The organism is Pseudomonas sp. NPDC087185 (assembly GCF_044744955.1).
Classification (GTDB): Bacteria; Pseudomonadota; Gammaproteobacteria; order Pseudomonadales; family Pseudomonadaceae; genus Aquipseudomonas.
This window is the reverse complement of the sequence record NZ_JBIUZK010000001.1, coordinates 630,568-647,463: the sequence shown is the minus strand read 5'-3', so window position 1 is coordinate 647,463 and position 16,896 is coordinate 630,568. Positions and strand designations below refer to the sequence as shown.

The following is a 16,896-nucleotide window of genomic DNA, read 5'->3' as shown; positions in this document are numbered from 1 at the left end:
ACCCCATGCGTATCGAACCTCGCCCGCTGCCACCGACCCTGCCATTTCTGGGTAACCTGCCACCCTTGCTGACCCGCCTGTACGCTGCCCGTGGCGTGCAGTCCGAGGCCGAGCTGGACAAGAGCCTGGCACGGCTGCTGCCGTATCAGCAGTTGAAGGGCATCGATGCGGCGGTGGACCTGCTGATCGAAGCCCTCGACCAGCGCCAGCGCATCCTCATCGTCGGCGACTTCGATGCCGACGGCGCCACCGCCAGTACCGTGGGTATGCTCGGCCTGCGCCTGCTGGGTGCCGCCCATGTCGATTACCTGGTGCCCAATCGTTTCGAGTATGGCTACGGCCTGACCCCGGAGATCGTCGAAGTGGCGCTGCAGCGCCAGCCGCATTTGCTGGTTACTGTCGATAACGGCATCTCCAGCGTCGAAGGTGTCGCGGCGGCCAAGGCGGCTGGGCTCAAGGTGCTGGTCACCGACCACCACCTCCCGGGCCAGCAGCTGCCGGATGCCGATGCCATCGTCAACCCGAACCAGCCGGGCTGCGACTTCCCGAGCAAGTCGCTGGCCGGTGTCGGGGTGATTTTCTACGTGCTCATGGCCTTGCGCGCGCGCCTGCGCAGCCAGGGGCGCTATGCAACCCAGGCCCAACCGAATATCGGTGAACTGCTCGACCTGGTAGCCCTGGGCAGCGTTGCTGACGTGGTGCCGCTGGATGCCAACAACCGCATTCTCGTGCACCAGGGCCTGGAGCGCATCCGCGCTGGCCGCGCACGGCCGGGGCTGAAGGCGATTCTGGAAGTGGCGCGCCGCGATCATCGGCGCATCACCTCCACCGACCTCGGCTTTATTCTCGGCCCACGGCTCAACGCCGCCGGGCGCCTGGACGACATGAGCCTGGGCATCGAGTGCCTGCTGTGCGAAGACGCGGCCCAGGCCCAGGACATGGCCCAACAGCTGGATGATTTGAACCAGGACCGCAAGTCGATCGAGCAGGGCATGCAGCGCGAGGCGCTGGCCCAGCTCAAGGACCTGCCGGTCGAGTCCATGCCCTATGGCCTGTGCCTGTTCGATGCCGACTGGCACCAGGGCGTGATCGGCATTCTTGCCTCACGCCTGAAGGAGCGTTACCACCGCCCGACCATCGCCTTTGCCGATGCCGGCGAAGGCATGCTCAAAGGCTCGGCGCGCTCGGTGCCGGGGTTCCATATCCGCGATGCGCTGGATGCAGTGGCGGCGCGTCATCCGCAGTTGATCAGCAAGTTCGGCGGGCATGCCATGGCGGCGGGGCTGTCGCTGCCTGAGGGCAACTTCCCGGCGTTTGCCGAGGCGTTCGACGAAGAAGTCCGGCGCCAGTTGCGCGAAGAAGACCTCACCGGGCGCCTTCTGTCCGATGGCAGCCTGGCGGTGGAGGAGTTTCACCTCGACTTGGCCAAAGCCCTGCGCCACGCCGGGCCTTGGGGGCAGCACTTCCCCGAGCCGTTGTTCCATGGCGTGTTCCAGTTGGTCGAGCAACGCGTGGTCGGTGAGCGGCACCTGAAGGTGGTGCTCAAGAGCGAATGCGGCTCGGTACGCCTGGACGGCATTGCCTTCGGTATCGACCGCGAGGTGTGGCCCAACCCCACCGTGCGCTGGGTGGAGCTGGCGTACAAGTTGGATGTGAACGAGTTCCGCGGTAATGAAAGTGTGCAGCTGATGATCGCTCACATCGAGCCGCGCTGAAGGCGGTGCAAACCCCAGGGACCTTCCCGGCTACCAATCTGGTCTAGTCTGAAGAATGACCGATACCGGGCCAGCGTCGTGCATGAGTGTCCGGGCCGGATCACCATTGGAGTCTTTGGGAGGTGCCCTCATGAGCCTGCTGCTCGAGCCTTACACCCTGCGTCAGCTGACGTTGCCCAACCGCATCGCGGTCTCGCCGATGTGCCAGTATTCCGCCATCGATGGCCTGGCCAACGATTGGCACCTCGTCCATTTAGGCAGCCGCGCCGTGGGCGGGGCGGGGCTGGTCATCAGCGAAGCGGTGGCGGTAACTGCTGAAGGTCGCATCACCGCTGAAGACCTTGGCCTGTGGACCGATGAACAGATCGCCCCCCTGCAACGCATCACCCGCTTCATTACTGCGCAAGGCGCCGTGCCGGGTATTCAGCTGGCCCACGCCGGGCGTAAGGCCAGCACCCATCGCCCATGGCTGGGCAAGCATGGCAGCGTCAAACTTGAAGACGGTGGCTGGCAGCCGGTGGGGCCGTCGAAGATTGCCTTCGACCCTGAACACACGGCACCGCGTGAGTTGAGCCAGGACGAAATTCAGGATGTAGTCGCCGCGTTCGTCAAAGCGACCGAACGGGCATTGGAGGCAGGTTTCAAGGTGGTGGAAATCCACGCCGCCCATGGCTACCTGCTGCACCAGTTCCTCTCGCCGCTGAGCAACCAGCGCCGCGACGAATACGGCAGTTGCTTCGAAAACCGCATTCGCCTGACCCTGCAGGTAACCGAAGCGGTGCGCAAGGTCTGGCCGCAAGAGCTACCGGTGTTCGTTCGCGTTTCGGCCACCGATTGGGTGGAAGATGGCTGGAACCCGGACGAAACCGTGGAACTGGCGCGCCGGCTGCGTGCGTTGGGGGTCGACCTGATCGACGTGTCCTCCGGCGGTACTTCGGTGAATGCAGAGATCCCCACCGGCCCCGGCTACCAGACCCGCTTCGCCGAGCGCGTACGCAAGGAATCGGAAATCGCCACCGGCACGGTGGGCATGATCACCGAACCCGCCCAGGCCGAACACATCCTGCGCACCGGGCAGGCCGACCTGATCTTCCTGGCTCGCGAACTGCTGCGCGACCCCTACTGGCCGTTGCATGCCGATGACGACCTGGGTGGCAACAGGGCGACTTGGCCGGCGCAGTATCAACGGGCGACCAGCCGGGCGAACCCGATCCATGAGTCGGATCTGCGGGATTAGCTTTAGCCTGTTCCGGCCTCTTCGCCGGCTTGCCGGCGAAGAGGCCGGGTGATGTCACTTCGGGCTCAATGCTTGATCATCACATGCCGCACACAGGTGTAATCCTCCAGTCCATACATCGACAGGTCCTTCCCGTACCCTGAATGCTTCTGCCCGCCATGGGGCATTTCGCTGACCAGCATGAAGTGGGTGTTGACCCAGGTGCAGCCGTATTGCAGCCGCGCCGCCAGGCGGTGGGCACGGCCGGTGTCGCGGGTCCACACCGATGAGGCCAGGCCGTATTCCGAGTCGTTGGCCCATTCCAGCGCCTGGGCTTCGTCGGTAAAACGCGTTACCGACACCACCGGGCCGAACACTTCGTGGCGGACGATCTCGTCATCCTGCAAGGTATCGGCCAGCACCGTGGGCTCGAAGAAGAAGCCATCCCCGGCCACCGCCTTGCCCCCGGTGACCAGCCGTATGTGCGGCTGGGCAATGGCGCGGCCGACCAGGCCGGCCACCTTGTCTCGGTGCTGGGCGCTGATCAATGGGCCGAGCTCGGTGTCTTCGGCGTCCTGCAGGCCGGTTTTCAGGCTGGCCACGGCCTTGCCAAGGCGCTCGACGAAGCGCTCGTAGATGCCTGCCTGCACATACAGGCGGCAGGCGGCGGTGCAGTCCTGGCCTGCGTTGTAGAAGCCGAAAGTACGGATGCCGTCGATGGCGGCATCGATGTCGGCATCATCGAACACCAGCACCGGCGCCTTGCCACCCAGCTCCATGTGCATGCGCTTCACACTGTCGGCGGTGGCGCCGATAATGTGCGCGCCGGTGGGGATCGAGCCGGTCAGCGAGACCATGCGCACTTTGGGGTGGGTGACCAGCGGGTTGCCGACGGTCTGGCCGCGGCCGAAGAGGATGTTCAGCACGCCGGCCGGCAACACGCTCTTGGCAAGATCGCCCAGGCGCAGGGCGGTCAGCGGGGTCAGCTCGGACGGCTTGATGACCACGGTATTGCCGGCGGCCAGGGCCGGGGCGATCTTCCACGCCAGCATCATCAGCGGGTAATTCCACGGTGCGATCGATGCAACCACGCCCAGCGGGTCACGACGGATCATCGAAGTGTGGCCGGGCAAGTATTCACCCGCCGCCGAGCCACCCAGGCAGCGGGTGGCGCCGGCAAAGTAGCGGAAGACGTCGGCGATGGCTGGTAACTCGTCGTTGAGGGCCGCGCTGAACGGTTTGCCGCAGTTCTGCGACTCCAGCCGGGCCAGTTCATCGGCGTGCGCCTCGATGATCTCGGCCAGCGCCAGCAGTGCCAGCGAGCGTTCCTTGGGGCTGGTCTGCGACCAGCTGTCAAAGGCCTGGTCGGCGGCGCGTACGGCGGTATCGACCTGGGCCTCGGTGGCCTCGTTGATCTGCGCCAAAGCGCTGCCATCGGCCGGGTTGAGTACCGTCCAGACCGGGCCTTCGCCTGCGACCAGGCGACCATTGATCAGCATGTGCGTTTGCATCGGGGGCTCCTTGTGGGTCATTTGCCGCTGCCGGCGACGCTTTCACCGCTGCGGGTCAGGTAATAGGCGCCGAGGATCGGCAGCATGGTCACCAGCATCACCAGCATGGCGACCACGTTGGTCACAGGCACGTCGCGTGGGCGGCTGAGCTGGTTGAGCAGCCAGATTGGCAAGGTGCGTTCGTGGCCGGCGGTGAAGGTGGTGACGATGATTTCGTCGAACGACAGGGCGAAGGCCAGCATGCCACCGGCCAGCAGCGCCGAGCCGAGGTTGGGCAGGATGATGTAGCGAAAGGTCTGCCAGCCATCGGCGCCCAGGTCCATCGACGCTTCGATCAGGCTCTGCGAAGTGCGCCGCAGGCGGGCGATCACGTTGTTGTAGACGATCACCACACAGAAGGTGGCATGGCCGACCACGATGGTGAGCAAGCCGGGCTCGATGCCCAGTGCCTTGAACGCCGACAGCAGGGCGAGTCCGGTGATGATGCCGGGCAGGGCGATCGGCAGGATGAGCATCAGCGAGATGCTCTCCTTGCCGAAAAAGCTGCGCCGGTACAATGCCGCCGAGGCCAGGGTGCCGAGCACCAGGGCGATCAGCGTGGCCAGGCAAGCCACTTGCAGCGACAGCTTGATCGCTTCGAGCACGTCCGGGCGGGCGAAGGCCACGGCGAACCATTTGAGGGTGAAACCCTTGGGCGGGAAACTGAACGCCGCGTCTTCGGTGTTGAAGGCATAGAGGAAGATGATCAGGATCGGGAAGTGCAGGAACAGCAACCCGCCCCAGGCCGCCAGGCGCAGGCCTGTCGAAGCTTTTTCAGAGTGCATCGAAGGCCCCCAGGCGCTTGACGATGGCCAGGTACACCGCGATCAGCACGATCGGCACCAGGGTAAAGGCTGCGGCCATCGGCATGTTGCCAATCGCGCCTTGCTGGGCGTAGACCATGCTGCCGATGAAGTAGCCCGGCGGGCCGACCAGCTGCGGCACGATGAAGTCGCCCAGGGTCAGCGAGAAGGTGAAGATCGAACCGGCAGCGATGCCCGGTATCGACAGTGGCAGGATCACTTGCAGGAAAGTTTGCCCGGGCCGGGCGCCGAGGTCTGCCGAGGCCTGCAGCAATGACGGCGGCAGGCGCTCCAGCGAGGCTTGCACCGGCAGGATCATGAACGGCAGCCAGATGTACACGAACACCAGGAAGCGCCCCAGGTGCGAGGTCGACAGCGTGCTGCCGCCCACCCCAGGCACGCTCAGCAGCGCCTGCAGCAGGCTTTCCAGGTGCAGTTGCTGGACGAACCACTGGGCCACGCCGCCCTTGGCCAGCAGCAGGGTCCAGGCGTAGGTCTTGACGATGTAGCTGGCCCACATCGGCATCATCACCGCGATGTAGAAGAACGCCTTGGTCTTGCCGCGGGTGTAGCGCGCCATGTAGTAGGCGATGGGGAAGGCCAGCACGGCGCTGGCCAGCGATACCGCCACGGCCATGGTCAGGGTGCGCAGGATGATGTCGAAGTTCGCCGGGTTGAACAGCGCGGCGAAGTTGCTCAGGGTCAGCGTCGGGGTGACCGCCATGGTGAAGTCGTCGAAGGTGTAGAAGCCTTGCCACAGCAGGTTGAGCAACGAGCCCAGGTAAATAGCGCCGAACCAGGTCAGAGGGGGGATCAGCAGCAACAGCAGGTACAGGTTGGGGCGGCGGTAGAGCAGGGTGGCGAAGCTGCGCAACGGGCTCATGTCACAGGCCCTCGGTCATGACGGTTTCCTGCAGTGCCGTCATTGCCTCGCGCGGCCAATGCGCTTGCAGCCGTTGGCCGGGCTGCCAGTCACAGGGCTGCTCGTGCCAGCGGTCGTTGGCCTGGCTGACTGCCAGCAGCTGGCCACTGTCCAGCTGCAGTTCATAGCGGGTGGCGCTGCCCTGGTACTGGATATCGCGCAGCAGGCCGCTGATCTGCACACCGTCGCCGGCCCCAGGTTGGCTCAGTAGGCGGATATGCTCGGGGCGAATGGAGAAGGGTGCCCGGCTGCCGCTGAGTTGCTCGGCCAGATCGCCGCGCACCACGTTGGAAGTGCCGACGAATTCGGCGACGAAAGTCGTGGCGGGCTTCATGTAGAGGTTGCGCGGTGTATCGACCTGTTCGATGCGGCCGCGGTTGAATACCGCTACTCGGTCCGACATCGATAATGCCTCGGTCTGGTCATGGGTGACGAAGATGAACGTGATGCCCAGCTGGCGCTGCAGCTTTTTCAGCTCGCCCTGCATCTGTTCGCGCAGTTTCAGGTCGAGGGCGCCGAGTGGTTCGTCGAGCAGCAGCACCCGTGGCCGATTGACCAAGGCGCGCGCCAGGGCCACGCGTTGGCGCTGGCCACCGGACAGCTGTGCCGGTTTGCGCTCGCCATAACCCGCCAGGGCCACCATGGCCAGGGCCTCCTCGGCGCGTGCATGTCGCTCGGCCTTGGCCACACCTCTGACCTTGAGGCCGTAGGCGATGTTGTCGCGCACATTCATGTGCGGGAACAGCGCGTAGTCCTGGAATACGGTGTTGACGTCGCGTTGGTAAGGCGGCACGCCGGCGGCCTCGACACCATGGATGCGGATAGAGCCGCTGTTGGGTTGCTCAAAGCCGGCGATCAGGCGCAGGCAGGTGGTCTTGCCCGAGCCGGATGGGCCGAGCATGGAGAAGAACTCGCCGTCGATGATGTCGATGCTGACTTGGTCGACGGCCTTGACCTCGCCGAAGGCGCGCGATACCTGGGTGAACTGGACGGCTAGGGGCATGGGTGGTACTCAGCTGTGCTTGTGTTGCCAACACCGGCCTCATCGCCGGCAAGCCGGCTCCCACTGGGATTGACGACACCGCTGTCAGTGTGGGGGCGGGCTTGTCCTGCGAAGCGGGAGGTTCAGGCTAAGTCGAACTTAGCGCCCGCCCATGATTGCAATGTAATCCTGCGTCCAGCGGCTGTACGGAACAAACTTGCCACCCTGGGCCTGCGGGGTTTTCCAGAAAGCGATCTTGTCGAAGTTGTCGAAGCCGTTGGTCTTGCAGCCCTCGGCCCCCAGCAGCTCACTGCCGGTGCAGGCTGCCGGCACCGCCGGCAGCGAGCCGAACCAGGCCGCTACGTCACCCTGTACCTTGGGCTGCAGCGACCAGTCCATCCATTTATAGGCACAGTTGGGGTGCTTGGCCTCGCTGTGCAGCATGGTGGTGTCGGCCCAGCCAGTGGCGCCTTCCTTCGGTATGGTCGAGGCCACCGGCTGGTTCTCGGCCTTCAGGCCATTGACCATGTAGCCCCAGGAGCTGGAGGCGACCACGCCTTCGTTCTTCACATCGCTCATCTGCACCGTGGCGTCATGCCAGTAGCGGTGGATCAACGGCTGCTGCTGGCGCAGCAGGTCGAGCACGGCCTTGTACTGGGTTTCATTCAGCTCGTACGGGTCCTGGATGCCCAGCTCGGGCTTGGCCGACTTCAGGTACAAGGCCGCGTCGGCGATGTAGATCGGCCCGTCATACGCCTGCACGCGGCCTTTGTTGGGTTTGCCATCGGGCAGGTCCTGCGGTTCGAACACCACGCTCCAGCTGTTCGGCGCCTGCTTGAAGGTCTTGGTGCTGTACAGCAGCACGTTCGGCCCCCACTGGTATGGGGTGCCAAAAACTTGTTTGTCGACCACGTACCAGCCACCGTTCTGCAGGCGCGGGTCGAGGTTTTTCCAGTTGGGGATCAGCGCGGTGTTGATGGGCTGCACCTTCTTGCCGACGATCAGGCGCAGCGAGGCATCGCCGGAGGCGGTGACCAGGTCGTAGCCGCCCTTGTTCATCAGGCTGACCATTTCGTCGGAGGTGGCAGCGGTCTTGACGCTGACCTTGCAGCCGGTGTCTTTCTCGAAGCCGGTGACCCAGTCATAGGCCTTGTCGCTCTCGCCGCGTTCGATGTAGCCGGGCCAGGCGACGATATCCAGGCGGCCTTCGCCGGCGCCCAGGGCCTTGGGCAGCTCGGCGGCCTGCAGGCCGGCGCTGGCCAGCCGTGCGCCGGTCAAGGCGCCGAGCAATGCGGTCTTGTGCACTGACATGGTGTTCCCTCTTTTGGAGATCTTGGTCGGGGCAGTCATCAAGAAAGCCGTGGAGCGGTTGTCATAAGCGTAGTGCGCTTGTGCAGCTTGTTGGCGAAGACGAGTCTAGTTGGCTTTTTGCCCGCCAACGCAACATCCGGAAGCAAATCCAGGAGTGGCCTCCGACCTGGCAACGCTTACTCTGCGGGTTACCTTCCAAACCGTGGAGACGCACGCATGAACACCCGTGGCCTGCTCGATCAATTGCTCAAATCCGGCCAGGAACTGCTGAACAAACAGGCGGGTGCAGGCAAGCCCGCTGCCGGCTCGGGAGGCCTCGGCAGCCTGCTCTCCGGGGCCGGTGGCGGGGCGCTGGGCGCAGGTGCCCTGGGCTTGCTGCTGGGCAGCAAGAAAGTACGCAGTTACGGTGGCAAGGTCATCACCTACGGCGGCCTGGCGGCGCTCGGTGTGCTGGCCTACAAGGCCTACGGCAACTGGCAGGCGCGCCAGGGGGCAGGGCAGGCGGGCGAACCGCAAACCCTCGACCGCCTACCGCCGGCCCAGGCTGAACAGCATAGCCAGGCGGTGTTGCGTGCGCTGGTGGCGGCGGCCAAGTCCGATGGCCATATCGACGAGCGCGAGCGCGCGTTGATCGAAGGCGAATTCACCCGCCTGGACAGCGACCGCGAGCTGCAGCACTGGCTGCACGCCGAACTGAACAAACCGCTCGACCCGGCCGAAGTGGCCCGCGCCGCGCAAACGCCGGAGATGGCCGCCGAGATGTACCTGGCCAGCCTGATGATGGTTGATCAGGAGAATTTCATGGAGCGCGCCTACCTGGATGAGCTGGCCCGCCAGTTGCGGCTGGACCCGGCGCTGCGCCAGGAACTGGAGAGCCAGGCCCGCCTTGCCGTGGCGCAATAACCCGCCAATGGCCTCTCCATCGGGCATGGATGCCTGATTTACCCCGCATATTCAGCCATATAAACGTAGGACGCCTGGGCTATACTTCGGCGATTTTTCCCGCTCGTTGAGAATTCCTGAGGGCTGAACGTGAAGAACTGGACCTTGCGCCAACGGATCCTGGCAAGTTTCGCCGTGATCATCGCCATCATGCTGCTGATGATCGTGGCCGCCTACTCGCGGCTGGTGGCGATCGAAAGTGCCGAGGAGGCAGTGGGTACCGACAGCATCCCCGGGGTTTACTACAGCTCGATGATCCGCAGCGCCTGGGTCGACAGCTACGTCACCAGCCAGCAGCTGGTGGGGTTGTCCGACCACCGCGAAATCACCGCCGCCGACCTCGAGCTGTTCAAGAGCTTCGAGGACCGCCTCAAGCAACACATGGCCAGCTACCAAGGCACCATTCAGGACAAAGACGACCAGGCCCGCTTCGACACCTTCACCCAGATGGAGGACAACTACACCCATATCGTCGGCCAGGTGCTCGACGCCTATCGCCGTCACGACTACACCGAAGCCGAGCGGTTGATCAAGGACGTCCTCACCCCCGCCTGGGTGGAGGGCCGCAAACACCTCAATACGGTGATCGAACATAACCGCGAAGCCGCAGATGCTGCCACCCACGAGATCGTCAGTGCCGTCAGCACTGCCAAGGGCAGCATGATTGTCTCGCTGCTGCTGGCGATCGTTGCCGCCGGTATCTGCGGCCTGTTGCTGATGCGCGCCATCACCGCCCCCGTTCAGCGCGTGGTGCACGCCCTCGACAAACTGCGTTCGGGCGACTTGAGCATGCGCCTGAGCCTGGACCGCAAGGATGAATTCGGCGCCATCGAAAGCGGCTTCAACGAAATGGCCGAGGCGCTGGCCAACCTGGTGTCGCAGGCCCAGCGTTCGTCGGTGCAGGTGACCACCTCGGTCACCGAAATTGCCGCTACCTCCAAGCAGCAGCAGGCCACCGCCACCGAAACCGCGGCAACCACCACCGAGATTGGCGCCACCTCGCGCGAAATTGCCGCCACCTCGCGCGACCTGGTGCGCACCATGACCGAAGTCACCAGCGCCGCCGACCAGGCTTCGAGCCTGGCTGGCTCCGGCCAGCAGGGCCTGGCGCGCATGGAAGACACCATGCACCAGGTCATGGGCGCCGCCGACCTGGTCAACGCCAAGCTGGCAATCCTCAACGAGAAGGCCAGCAACATCACCCAGGTGGTGGTGACCATCGTCAAGGTCGCCGACCAGACCAACCTGCTGTCGCTCAATGCCGCCATCGAGGCGGAAAAGGCCGGTGAATACGGCCGCGGCTTTGCCGTGGTGGCCACCGAGGTGCGCCGCCTGGCCGACCAGACGGCCGTGGCCACCTACGACATCGAGCAGATGGTGCGGGAAATCCAGTCGGCAGTCTCGGCCGGAGTCATGGGCATGGACAAGTTCTCCGAAGAAGTGCGCCGCGGCATGTTCGAGGTGCAGCAGGTGGGTGAGCAGCTCACCCAGATCATCCATCAGGTCCAGGCGCTGGCGCCGCGGGTGCTGATGGTCAACGAAGGCATGCAGGCCCAGGCCACCGGTGCCGAACAGATCAACCAGGCGCTGGCCCAGCTCAGTGATGCCAGCACCCAGACGGTGGAGTCGTTGCGCCAGGCCAGCTTCGCCATCGACGAGTTGAGCCAGGTGGCCGCGGGCTTGCGCGGCGGTGTGTCGCGTTTCAAAGTCTGACCGCCATGACCGACCTGCATCCCCATGCGGCAGCAGCGGCCAGCGCCAAGGGCACGCTGTACCTGCAGTTTCGTCTCAACGACCAGCGCTTTGCCCTGGATGTGCGCGAAGTGATCGAGGTGCTGCCGCGCCGGCCGCTCAAACCGATCGCCCAGGCGCCGGCCTGGGTCGCCGGTATTGTCGCCCACCGTGGCGTGCTGGTGCCGGTGGTCGACCTGTCGGCCCTGACCTTTGCCCAGCCGGCGGCCGAACGCACCAGCACCCGCCTGGTGCTGGTGCGTTACCGTGGCGAGCATCAGCTGGGGCTGATCCTCGAACAGGCTACCGAGACCTTGCGTTGCCCCGCCGAGCAGTTCCAGCCTTATGGCCTGGACAACGCTGACGCGCGTTACCTGGGCCCGGTTCGCCAGGATGCCAACGGCTTGCTGCAGCGCATCGAGGTCGATGACCTGCTGCCCGATGCCGTGCGCGAGCTGCTGTTCCCCCGTGAGCCTGGGCAGGTGCCGGCATGAGCGAACAACGCTTCTTCCGCTTCCTGCAGGAACGCATCGGCCTGGATGTCGACTCGGTCGGCGTGCCGATGGTCGAGCGCGCCCTGCAGCAGCGCTGTGTCGCGGTCAATGCCGTCGACCTGCACGACTACTGGGTGCGCCTGCAGCAGTCGGCAGATGAACAACAAGCGTTGATCGAAGCGGTGATCGTTCCGGAAACCTGGTTTTTCCGTTATCCGGAATCGTTCACCGCGCTGGTCGGGCTGGCCCATAAACGCCTGGCGGAGCTTGCCGGCGAGCGGCCGTTGCGCTTGCTGAGCCTGCCGTGCTCGACCGGTGAGGAACCTTATTCCCTGGCCATGGCCCTGCTCGACTCAGGGATGAACCCGTGCGCTTTCCACATCGACGGTATCGATATCAGCCCCAACTCGGTGGCCAAGGGCGTGCAGGCCGTGTACGGGCGCAACTCATTCCGTGGCAGCGAGCTGGCCTTTCGCGAGCGCCACTTCCACGCACTCGACGACAGCCATGTGCTGGATGAGCGGGTACGTGAACAGGTGAGCCTGGCAGTGGGCAACGTGCTCGACCCTGCGTTGGGCGGCCGCAACGGTTACTACGACTTCGTGTTCTGCCGCAATTTGCTGATCTATTTCGATGTGCCGACCCAACAACGGGTCTTCGAGGTGCTCAAGCGGCTCACCCATGCACACGGCGTGCTGTTCATCGGGCCTGCCGAGGGCAGCTTGCTGGCGCGGCTGGGCATGCGGCCGCTGGGGATTGCCCAGGCGTTTGCCTATGTCCGTCAGCCGGTAGATGAGCCTTCAGCGGCTGTACCCGCTCGGCGCAGCCCGCCGGTGCCCGCCGTGCCGAACCGGCCGATGCCAGCGCCCGTGCCGGTTGCGAGGCCACTGCGCGCCAGTTCCGTTGCCGCGCCTGCCGCTACGCAGCGCGAGAGCGAAAGTGAGTTGCTGGCCAGCATCGCGCGGCAGGCCAACGCGGGCGACAGCGTACAAGCGCGCGCCAGTTGCCAGCGCTACCTGCAGCAGTTCGAGCCCAAGGCCCAGGTGTATTACTGGCTGGGATTGCTCTGCGATACCGAAGGCGATGCCCGGCAGGCGCTGACCCATTACCGCAAGGCCTTGTACCTGGAGCCTCAACACCCTGAAGCACTGTTGCACCTGGCCATGCTGCTGGCGGCCCAGGGCGACGAAGCCGGCGCCCGGCGCTTGCAGGAACGCGCGGCACGCGCCGGTCGGGAGGCTGAACGATGAACGTCGAACACGCGATCGAGTTGCTCGCTCAAGACGATGAGCGCATTGACGACTGCTGGAACCGCATCGGCGTTCACGGCGACAAGCAGTGCCCGCTGCTGGAGCGGCATATCCATTGCCGCAACTGTGAGGTCTACGCTGCGGCAGCCACCCGCCTGCTCGACCGCTATGCGCTGGTCCAGGACGAGCAGGTGCATGAAGCCGAAGTCGTGGAGACGCGCGCAGGGCGATCGCTGCTGCTGTTTCGCCTGGGCGAGGAGTGGCTGGCCCTGGCGACCGCTTGCCTGGCCGAAATCGCCCCGGTGCAGCCGGTGCATTCCTTGCCCCATCAGCGCTCGCGGGTGTTGCAAGGGGTGGCCAATGTGCGTGGCGCACTGGTGCCGTGCCTGTCGTTGAGCGAGCTGTTGGGGCTGACGGCTGGTGCCGAGCAGGCGCGTAGCGGCCGCAGCATGCCACGCCTGCTGATCCTCGCGGCGGCGGGTGGGCCGGTGGTGCTGGCGGTGGACGAGATCGACGGCATTCATCGCCTCGACACCGCGCAGTTGGGCGCATGTGAAGAGCGCGCGCCGTTCACCGCTGCCGTGCTGCAGTGGCGCGGGCGCAGCGTGCGCGTGCTGGACGATCAACAACTACTGTCTGCCGTGCAGCGGAGCCTGTCATGACCCCTGAGCAAATGCGCGACGCATCGTTGCTCGAACTGTTCAGCCTGGAGGCTGAAGCCCAGACCCAGGTGCTCAGCACCGGGCTGATGGCGCTGGAACGCAACCCGACCCAGGCCGACCAGCTGGAAGCCTGCATGCGTGCCGCACACTCGCTGAAGGGCGCCGCGCGCATCGTCGGTATCGATGCCGGTGTCAGCGTTGCCCATGTGATGGAAGATTGCCTGGTAGCGGCCCAGGAAGGCCGCTTGTTGCTGCGCGCCGAGCATATCGATGCGCTGCTGCGCGGCACCGACCTGCTGCTGCATATCGCCACGCCAGGGGATCCGGCGGGTGAGGCAGCGGTACCCGCGTTCCTGGCGCAGATGGCTGGCCTGCTCGACCCCAGTGCCGCGCCCGTACCTGCTGCGCTGCTGCTCGAGCCCTTCACGCACGTGGTTGCGCCGCCACCGGGCGAACCGGTGGTCAGCGAGCCTGAGCTGGAGGCCGAACCGCAACTGCGGCGCAAGGCCGGCAAGCGCGGCGGGGAAGGCGGCGAGCGGGTATTGCGGGTGACCGCCGACCGCCTCAACAGCCTGCTCGACCTGTCGAGCAAGTCGCTGGTCGAGACACAGCGCCTCAAGCCTTACCTGGCCACCTTGCAGCGCCTCAAACGGATGCACGGCCAGGGCATGCGGGCCCTCGATGGCCTGAAAACCCAGCTGGAAGACAGTGGCCAGAGCGTTGAAGTGCTCGACGCCCTGGCCCAGACCCAGCGCCTGCTGGTCGAGACCCAGCAGATTTTGCAACAGCAGGCCGCCGACCTCGACGAGTTCGGCTGGCAGGCCAGCCAGCGTGCGCAGTTGCTTTACGACACGGCGCTGGCCTGCCGGATGCGCCCGTTTGCCGATGTGCTCGCCGGGCAGAGCCGCATGGTCCGTGACCTGGGGCGCTCACTGGGCAAGCAGGTACGCCTGCAGATCGACGGCGACAAGACCCAGGTCGACCGCGATGTGCTGGAAAAGCTTGAAGCACCCCTGACCCACCTGTTACGCAACGCGGTCGACCATGGCATCGAATTGCCCGAGCAGCGGCTGTTGGCGGGCAAACCGGAGGAGGGCGCGATTCGGCTGCGTGCCTCGCATCAGGCTGGCATGTTGATCCTCGAGCTCAGCGATGACGGCGCAGGCATCGACCTGCAACGGCTGCGCCGCAGCATCGTCCAGCGTGGCCTGTCACCGGCTGAAACCGTGGCGCAGATGAGCGAGGCCGAGCTGCTGACCTTCCTGTTCCTGCCAGGCTTCAGCATGCGCGACAAGGTGACCGAAGTGTCCGGCCGCGGTGTTGGCCTGGACGCGGTGCAGCATATGGTGCGTGACTTGCGCGGTGCGATCGAGCTGACCCAGCAGGCCGGCCAGGGCTGCCGCTTCCACCTGGAGGTGCCGCTGACCTTGTCGGTCGTGCGCAGCCTGGTGGTGGAGGTGGGCGGGGAAGCCTATGCATTCCCGCTGGCGCATATCGAGCGCACCCTGACGGTGGAGGCCGAGCAGATCGTGCAGATCGAAGGGCGTCAGCATTTCTGGCATGAAGGCCGGCATATCGGCCTAGTCGCGGCCAGCCAATTGCTCAACCGCCCGAGCGCGCCGGGTGATGAAAACAACTTGCGGGTGGTGGTCATTCGCGAGCGTGAACAGCTGTATGGCGTGGCCGTGGAGCGCCTGGTCGGCGAGCGCGTGCTGGTGGTGATGCCGCTCGACCCGCGCCTGGGCAAGGTCCAGGACATTTCCGCGGGGGCGTTGCTGGACGACGGTTCGGTGGTGCTGATCGTCGATGTCGAAGACCTGCTGCGTTCGGTCGAGAAGCTGCTCAGCACCGGCCGCCTGGAGCGTATCGAGCGCGGCGTGCAGGGCGGCCGAGGTGCCAGCTGCAAGCGCATCCTGGTGGTCGACGATTCGCTCACCGTGCGCGAGCTGCAACGCAAGCTGCTGAGCAACCGCGGCTTCGAGGTGGCCGTGGCGGTCGATGGCATGGACGGCTGGAACGCACTGCGCAGCGAGGACTTCGACATGCTGATCACCGACATCGACATGCCGCGCATGGACGGTATCGAACTGGTCACTCTGGTGCGCCGCGACCAGCGCCTGCAGTCACTGCCGGTGATGGTGGTGTCGTACAAGGACCGCGAGGAAGATCGACGGCGTGGTCTGGATGCGGGCGCCGACTACTATTTGGCAAAGGCCAGCTTCCATGATGATGCGTTGCTGGATGCCGTGGTAGAACTGATCGGAGATGCTCAAGGATGAAGATCGCCATCGTCAACGATATGCCCATGGCGGTAGAGGCGTTGCGTCGGGCCCTGGCCTTCGAGCCCGCGCACGAGGTGATCTGGGTGGCCGCCAATGGCGCCGAGGCCGTGCGCCTGTGTGCCGAGGCGACGCCCGACCTGATTCTGATGGACCTGATCATGCCTGTGATGGATGGCGTCGAGGCGACCCGGCGGATCATGGCCGAGACCCCCTGCGCGATCGTCATCGTCACCGTCGATCGCAAGCAGAACGTGCACCGGGTGTTCGAGGCCATGGGCCACGGCGCGCTGGATGTGGTCGACACCCCGGCGCTCGGTGCCGGTGATGCGCGTGAGGCGGCGGCGCCGCTGCTGCGCAAGATCCTCAACATCAGCTGGCTGATCGGCCAGCAGCGGCCCAGCGCCACCAAACCGGTCGCGGCGCCCTTGCGCGATGCCGCGCAGCGCCGAGGCCTGGTGGCGATTGGCTCATCGGCTGGCGGGCCGGCCGCGCTGGAGGTCTTGCTCAAGGGGCTGCCCAAGGCGTTTGGGGCGTCCATCGTGCTGGTCCAGCACGTCGACCAGGTGTTTGCCGCCGGCATGGCCGAGTGGCTCGGCAGCGCCTGCGGCCTGCCAGTGCGCCTGGCCCGCGAGGGCGAGCCGCCACAGCCGGGGCAGGTCTTGCTGGCGGGCACCAACCACCATATCCGCCTGCTGCAGAACGGCCAGTTGGCCTACACTGCCGAACCTGTCAACGAAATCTACCGGCCCTCGATCGATGTGTTCTTCGAGAGCGTGGCGCGCTATTGGCGCGGTGATGCCGTGGGCGTGCTGCTCACGGGCATGGGCCGCGATGGCGCCGAGGGCCTGAAACTCATGCGCCAGCAAGGCTTCCTGACCATTGCTCAGGACCAGTCCAGCAGCGCAGTCTATGGCATGCCCAAGGCCGCAGCGGCCATCAATGCAGCGGTGGAAATCCGCCCGTTGGAGCGAATCGCCGGGCGCTTGATGGAAATCTTTGCAAAATGACGATATGTATTGAATCACCCCGCGCGCGC

14 protein-coding genes are annotated in these 16,896 nt (G+C 65.3%); 9 read left to right on the top strand and 5 right to left on the bottom strand.

Features of this window, described 5'->3' with window-relative positions:
- The first annotated feature begins 5 nt into the window (after positions 1-5).
- On the top strand, positions 6-1,715 hold the full coding sequence (gene recJ / locus ACIPIJ_RS03160) for a single-stranded-DNA-specific exonuclease RecJ (RefSeq protein ID WP_401072600.1): 1,710 nt from the start codon (positions 6-8) through the stop codon (positions 1,713-1,715).
- A gap of 130 nt (positions 1,716-1,845) precedes the next feature.
- The gene (locus ACIPIJ_RS03155; RefSeq protein ID WP_401072598.1) at positions 1,846-2,952 is read left to right on the top strand and encodes an NADH:flavin oxidoreductase/NADH oxidase; all 1,107 of its coding nucleotides are present in this window, start codon (positions 1,846-1,848) and stop codon (positions 2,950-2,952) included.
- A 65-nt stretch (positions 2,953-3,017) separates the two neighbouring features.
- Here ACIPIJ_RS03155 and ACIPIJ_RS03150 read toward each other — a convergent pair whose 3' ends face one another.
- From ACIPIJ_RS03150 to ydcS, 5 genes are all read right to left on the bottom strand, one after another.
- Positions 3,018-4,442 (bottom strand): gamma-aminobutyraldehyde dehydrogenase, encoded by a 1,425-nt coding sequence (locus ACIPIJ_RS03150; RefSeq protein WP_401072596.1) that lies wholly within the window; start codon positions 4,440-4,442, stop codon positions 3,018-3,020.
- Positions 4,443-4,459: 17 nt separating this feature from the next.
- Entirely contained in the window at positions 4,460-5,266 is an 807-nt protein-coding gene (locus ACIPIJ_RS03145) for an ABC transporter permease (protein ID WP_401072594.1), read from the bottom strand.
- Positions 5,256-6,167, bottom strand: a complete 912-nt coding sequence (locus ACIPIJ_RS03140) for an ABC transporter permease (protein WP_401072592.1) — start codon at positions 6,165-6,167, stop codon at positions 5,256-5,258. The genes ACIPIJ_RS03145 and ACIPIJ_RS03140 overlap by 11 nt, the downstream gene beginning before the upstream one ends.
- Before the next feature lies 1 nt (position 6,168).
- On the bottom strand, positions 6,169-7,209 hold the full coding sequence (locus ACIPIJ_RS03135) for an ABC transporter ATP-binding protein (protein ID WP_401072590.1): 1,041 nt from the start codon (positions 7,207-7,209) through the stop codon (positions 6,169-6,171).
- Positions 7,210-7,347: 138 nt separating this feature from the next.
- Positions 7,348-8,499 carry a putative ABC transporter substrate-binding protein YdcS gene (gene ydcS / locus ACIPIJ_RS03130; RefSeq protein WP_401072588.1) on the bottom strand — a complete coding sequence of 384 codons (1,152 nt, stop codon included), beginning with the start codon at positions 8,497-8,499 and terminating at the stop codon, positions 7,348-7,350.
- A gap of 216 nt (positions 8,500-8,715) precedes the next feature.
- On the opposite strand from ydcS, the gene ACIPIJ_RS03125 reads away from it, so the two are divergent.
- The 7 genes from ACIPIJ_RS03125 (at position 8,716) to ACIPIJ_RS03095 (ending at position 16,867) form a co-directional block, all read left to right on the top strand.
- On the top strand, positions 8,716-9,402 hold the full coding sequence (locus ACIPIJ_RS03125; RefSeq protein WP_401072586.1) for a tellurite resistance TerB family protein: 687 nt from the start codon (positions 8,716-8,718) through the stop codon (positions 9,400-9,402).
- Between the two features lie 129 nt (positions 9,403-9,531).
- Positions 9,532-11,154 carry a methyl-accepting chemotaxis protein gene (locus ACIPIJ_RS03120; protein WP_401072584.1) on the top strand — a complete coding sequence of 541 codons (1,623 nt, stop codon included), beginning with the start codon at positions 9,532-9,534 and terminating at the stop codon, positions 11,152-11,154.
- Positions 11,155-11,159: 5 nt separating this feature from the next.
- Positions 11,160-11,666 (top strand): chemotaxis protein CheW, encoded by a 507-nt coding sequence (locus ACIPIJ_RS03115; protein ID WP_401072582.1) that lies wholly within the window; start codon positions 11,160-11,162, stop codon positions 11,664-11,666.
- A complete protein-coding gene (locus ACIPIJ_RS03110; RefSeq protein WP_401072580.1) occupies positions 11,663-12,916 on the top strand; it encodes a CheR family methyltransferase in 1,254 nt (417 codons plus the stop codon). The genes ACIPIJ_RS03115 and ACIPIJ_RS03110 overlap by 4 nt, the downstream gene beginning before the upstream one ends.
- Positions 12,913-13,578, top strand: a complete 666-nt coding sequence (locus ACIPIJ_RS03105) for a chemotaxis protein CheW (protein WP_401072578.1) — start codon at positions 12,913-12,915, stop codon at positions 13,576-13,578. The genes ACIPIJ_RS03110 and ACIPIJ_RS03105 overlap by 4 nt, the downstream gene beginning before the upstream one ends.
- On the top strand, positions 13,575-15,857 hold the full coding sequence (locus tag ACIPIJ_RS03100) for a hybrid sensor histidine kinase/response regulator (protein WP_401072576.1): 2,283 nt from the start codon (positions 13,575-13,577) through the stop codon (positions 15,855-15,857). Before ACIPIJ_RS03105 ends, ACIPIJ_RS03100 begins: the two co-directional genes overlap by 4 nt.
- A complete protein-coding gene (locus ACIPIJ_RS03095) occupies positions 15,854-16,867 on the top strand; it encodes a chemotaxis response regulator protein-glutamate methylesterase (protein WP_401072574.1) in 1,014 nt (337 codons plus the stop codon). The genes ACIPIJ_RS03100 and ACIPIJ_RS03095 overlap by 4 nt, the downstream gene beginning before the upstream one ends.
- The last annotated feature ends 29 nt before the right edge of the window (positions 16,868-16,896 follow it).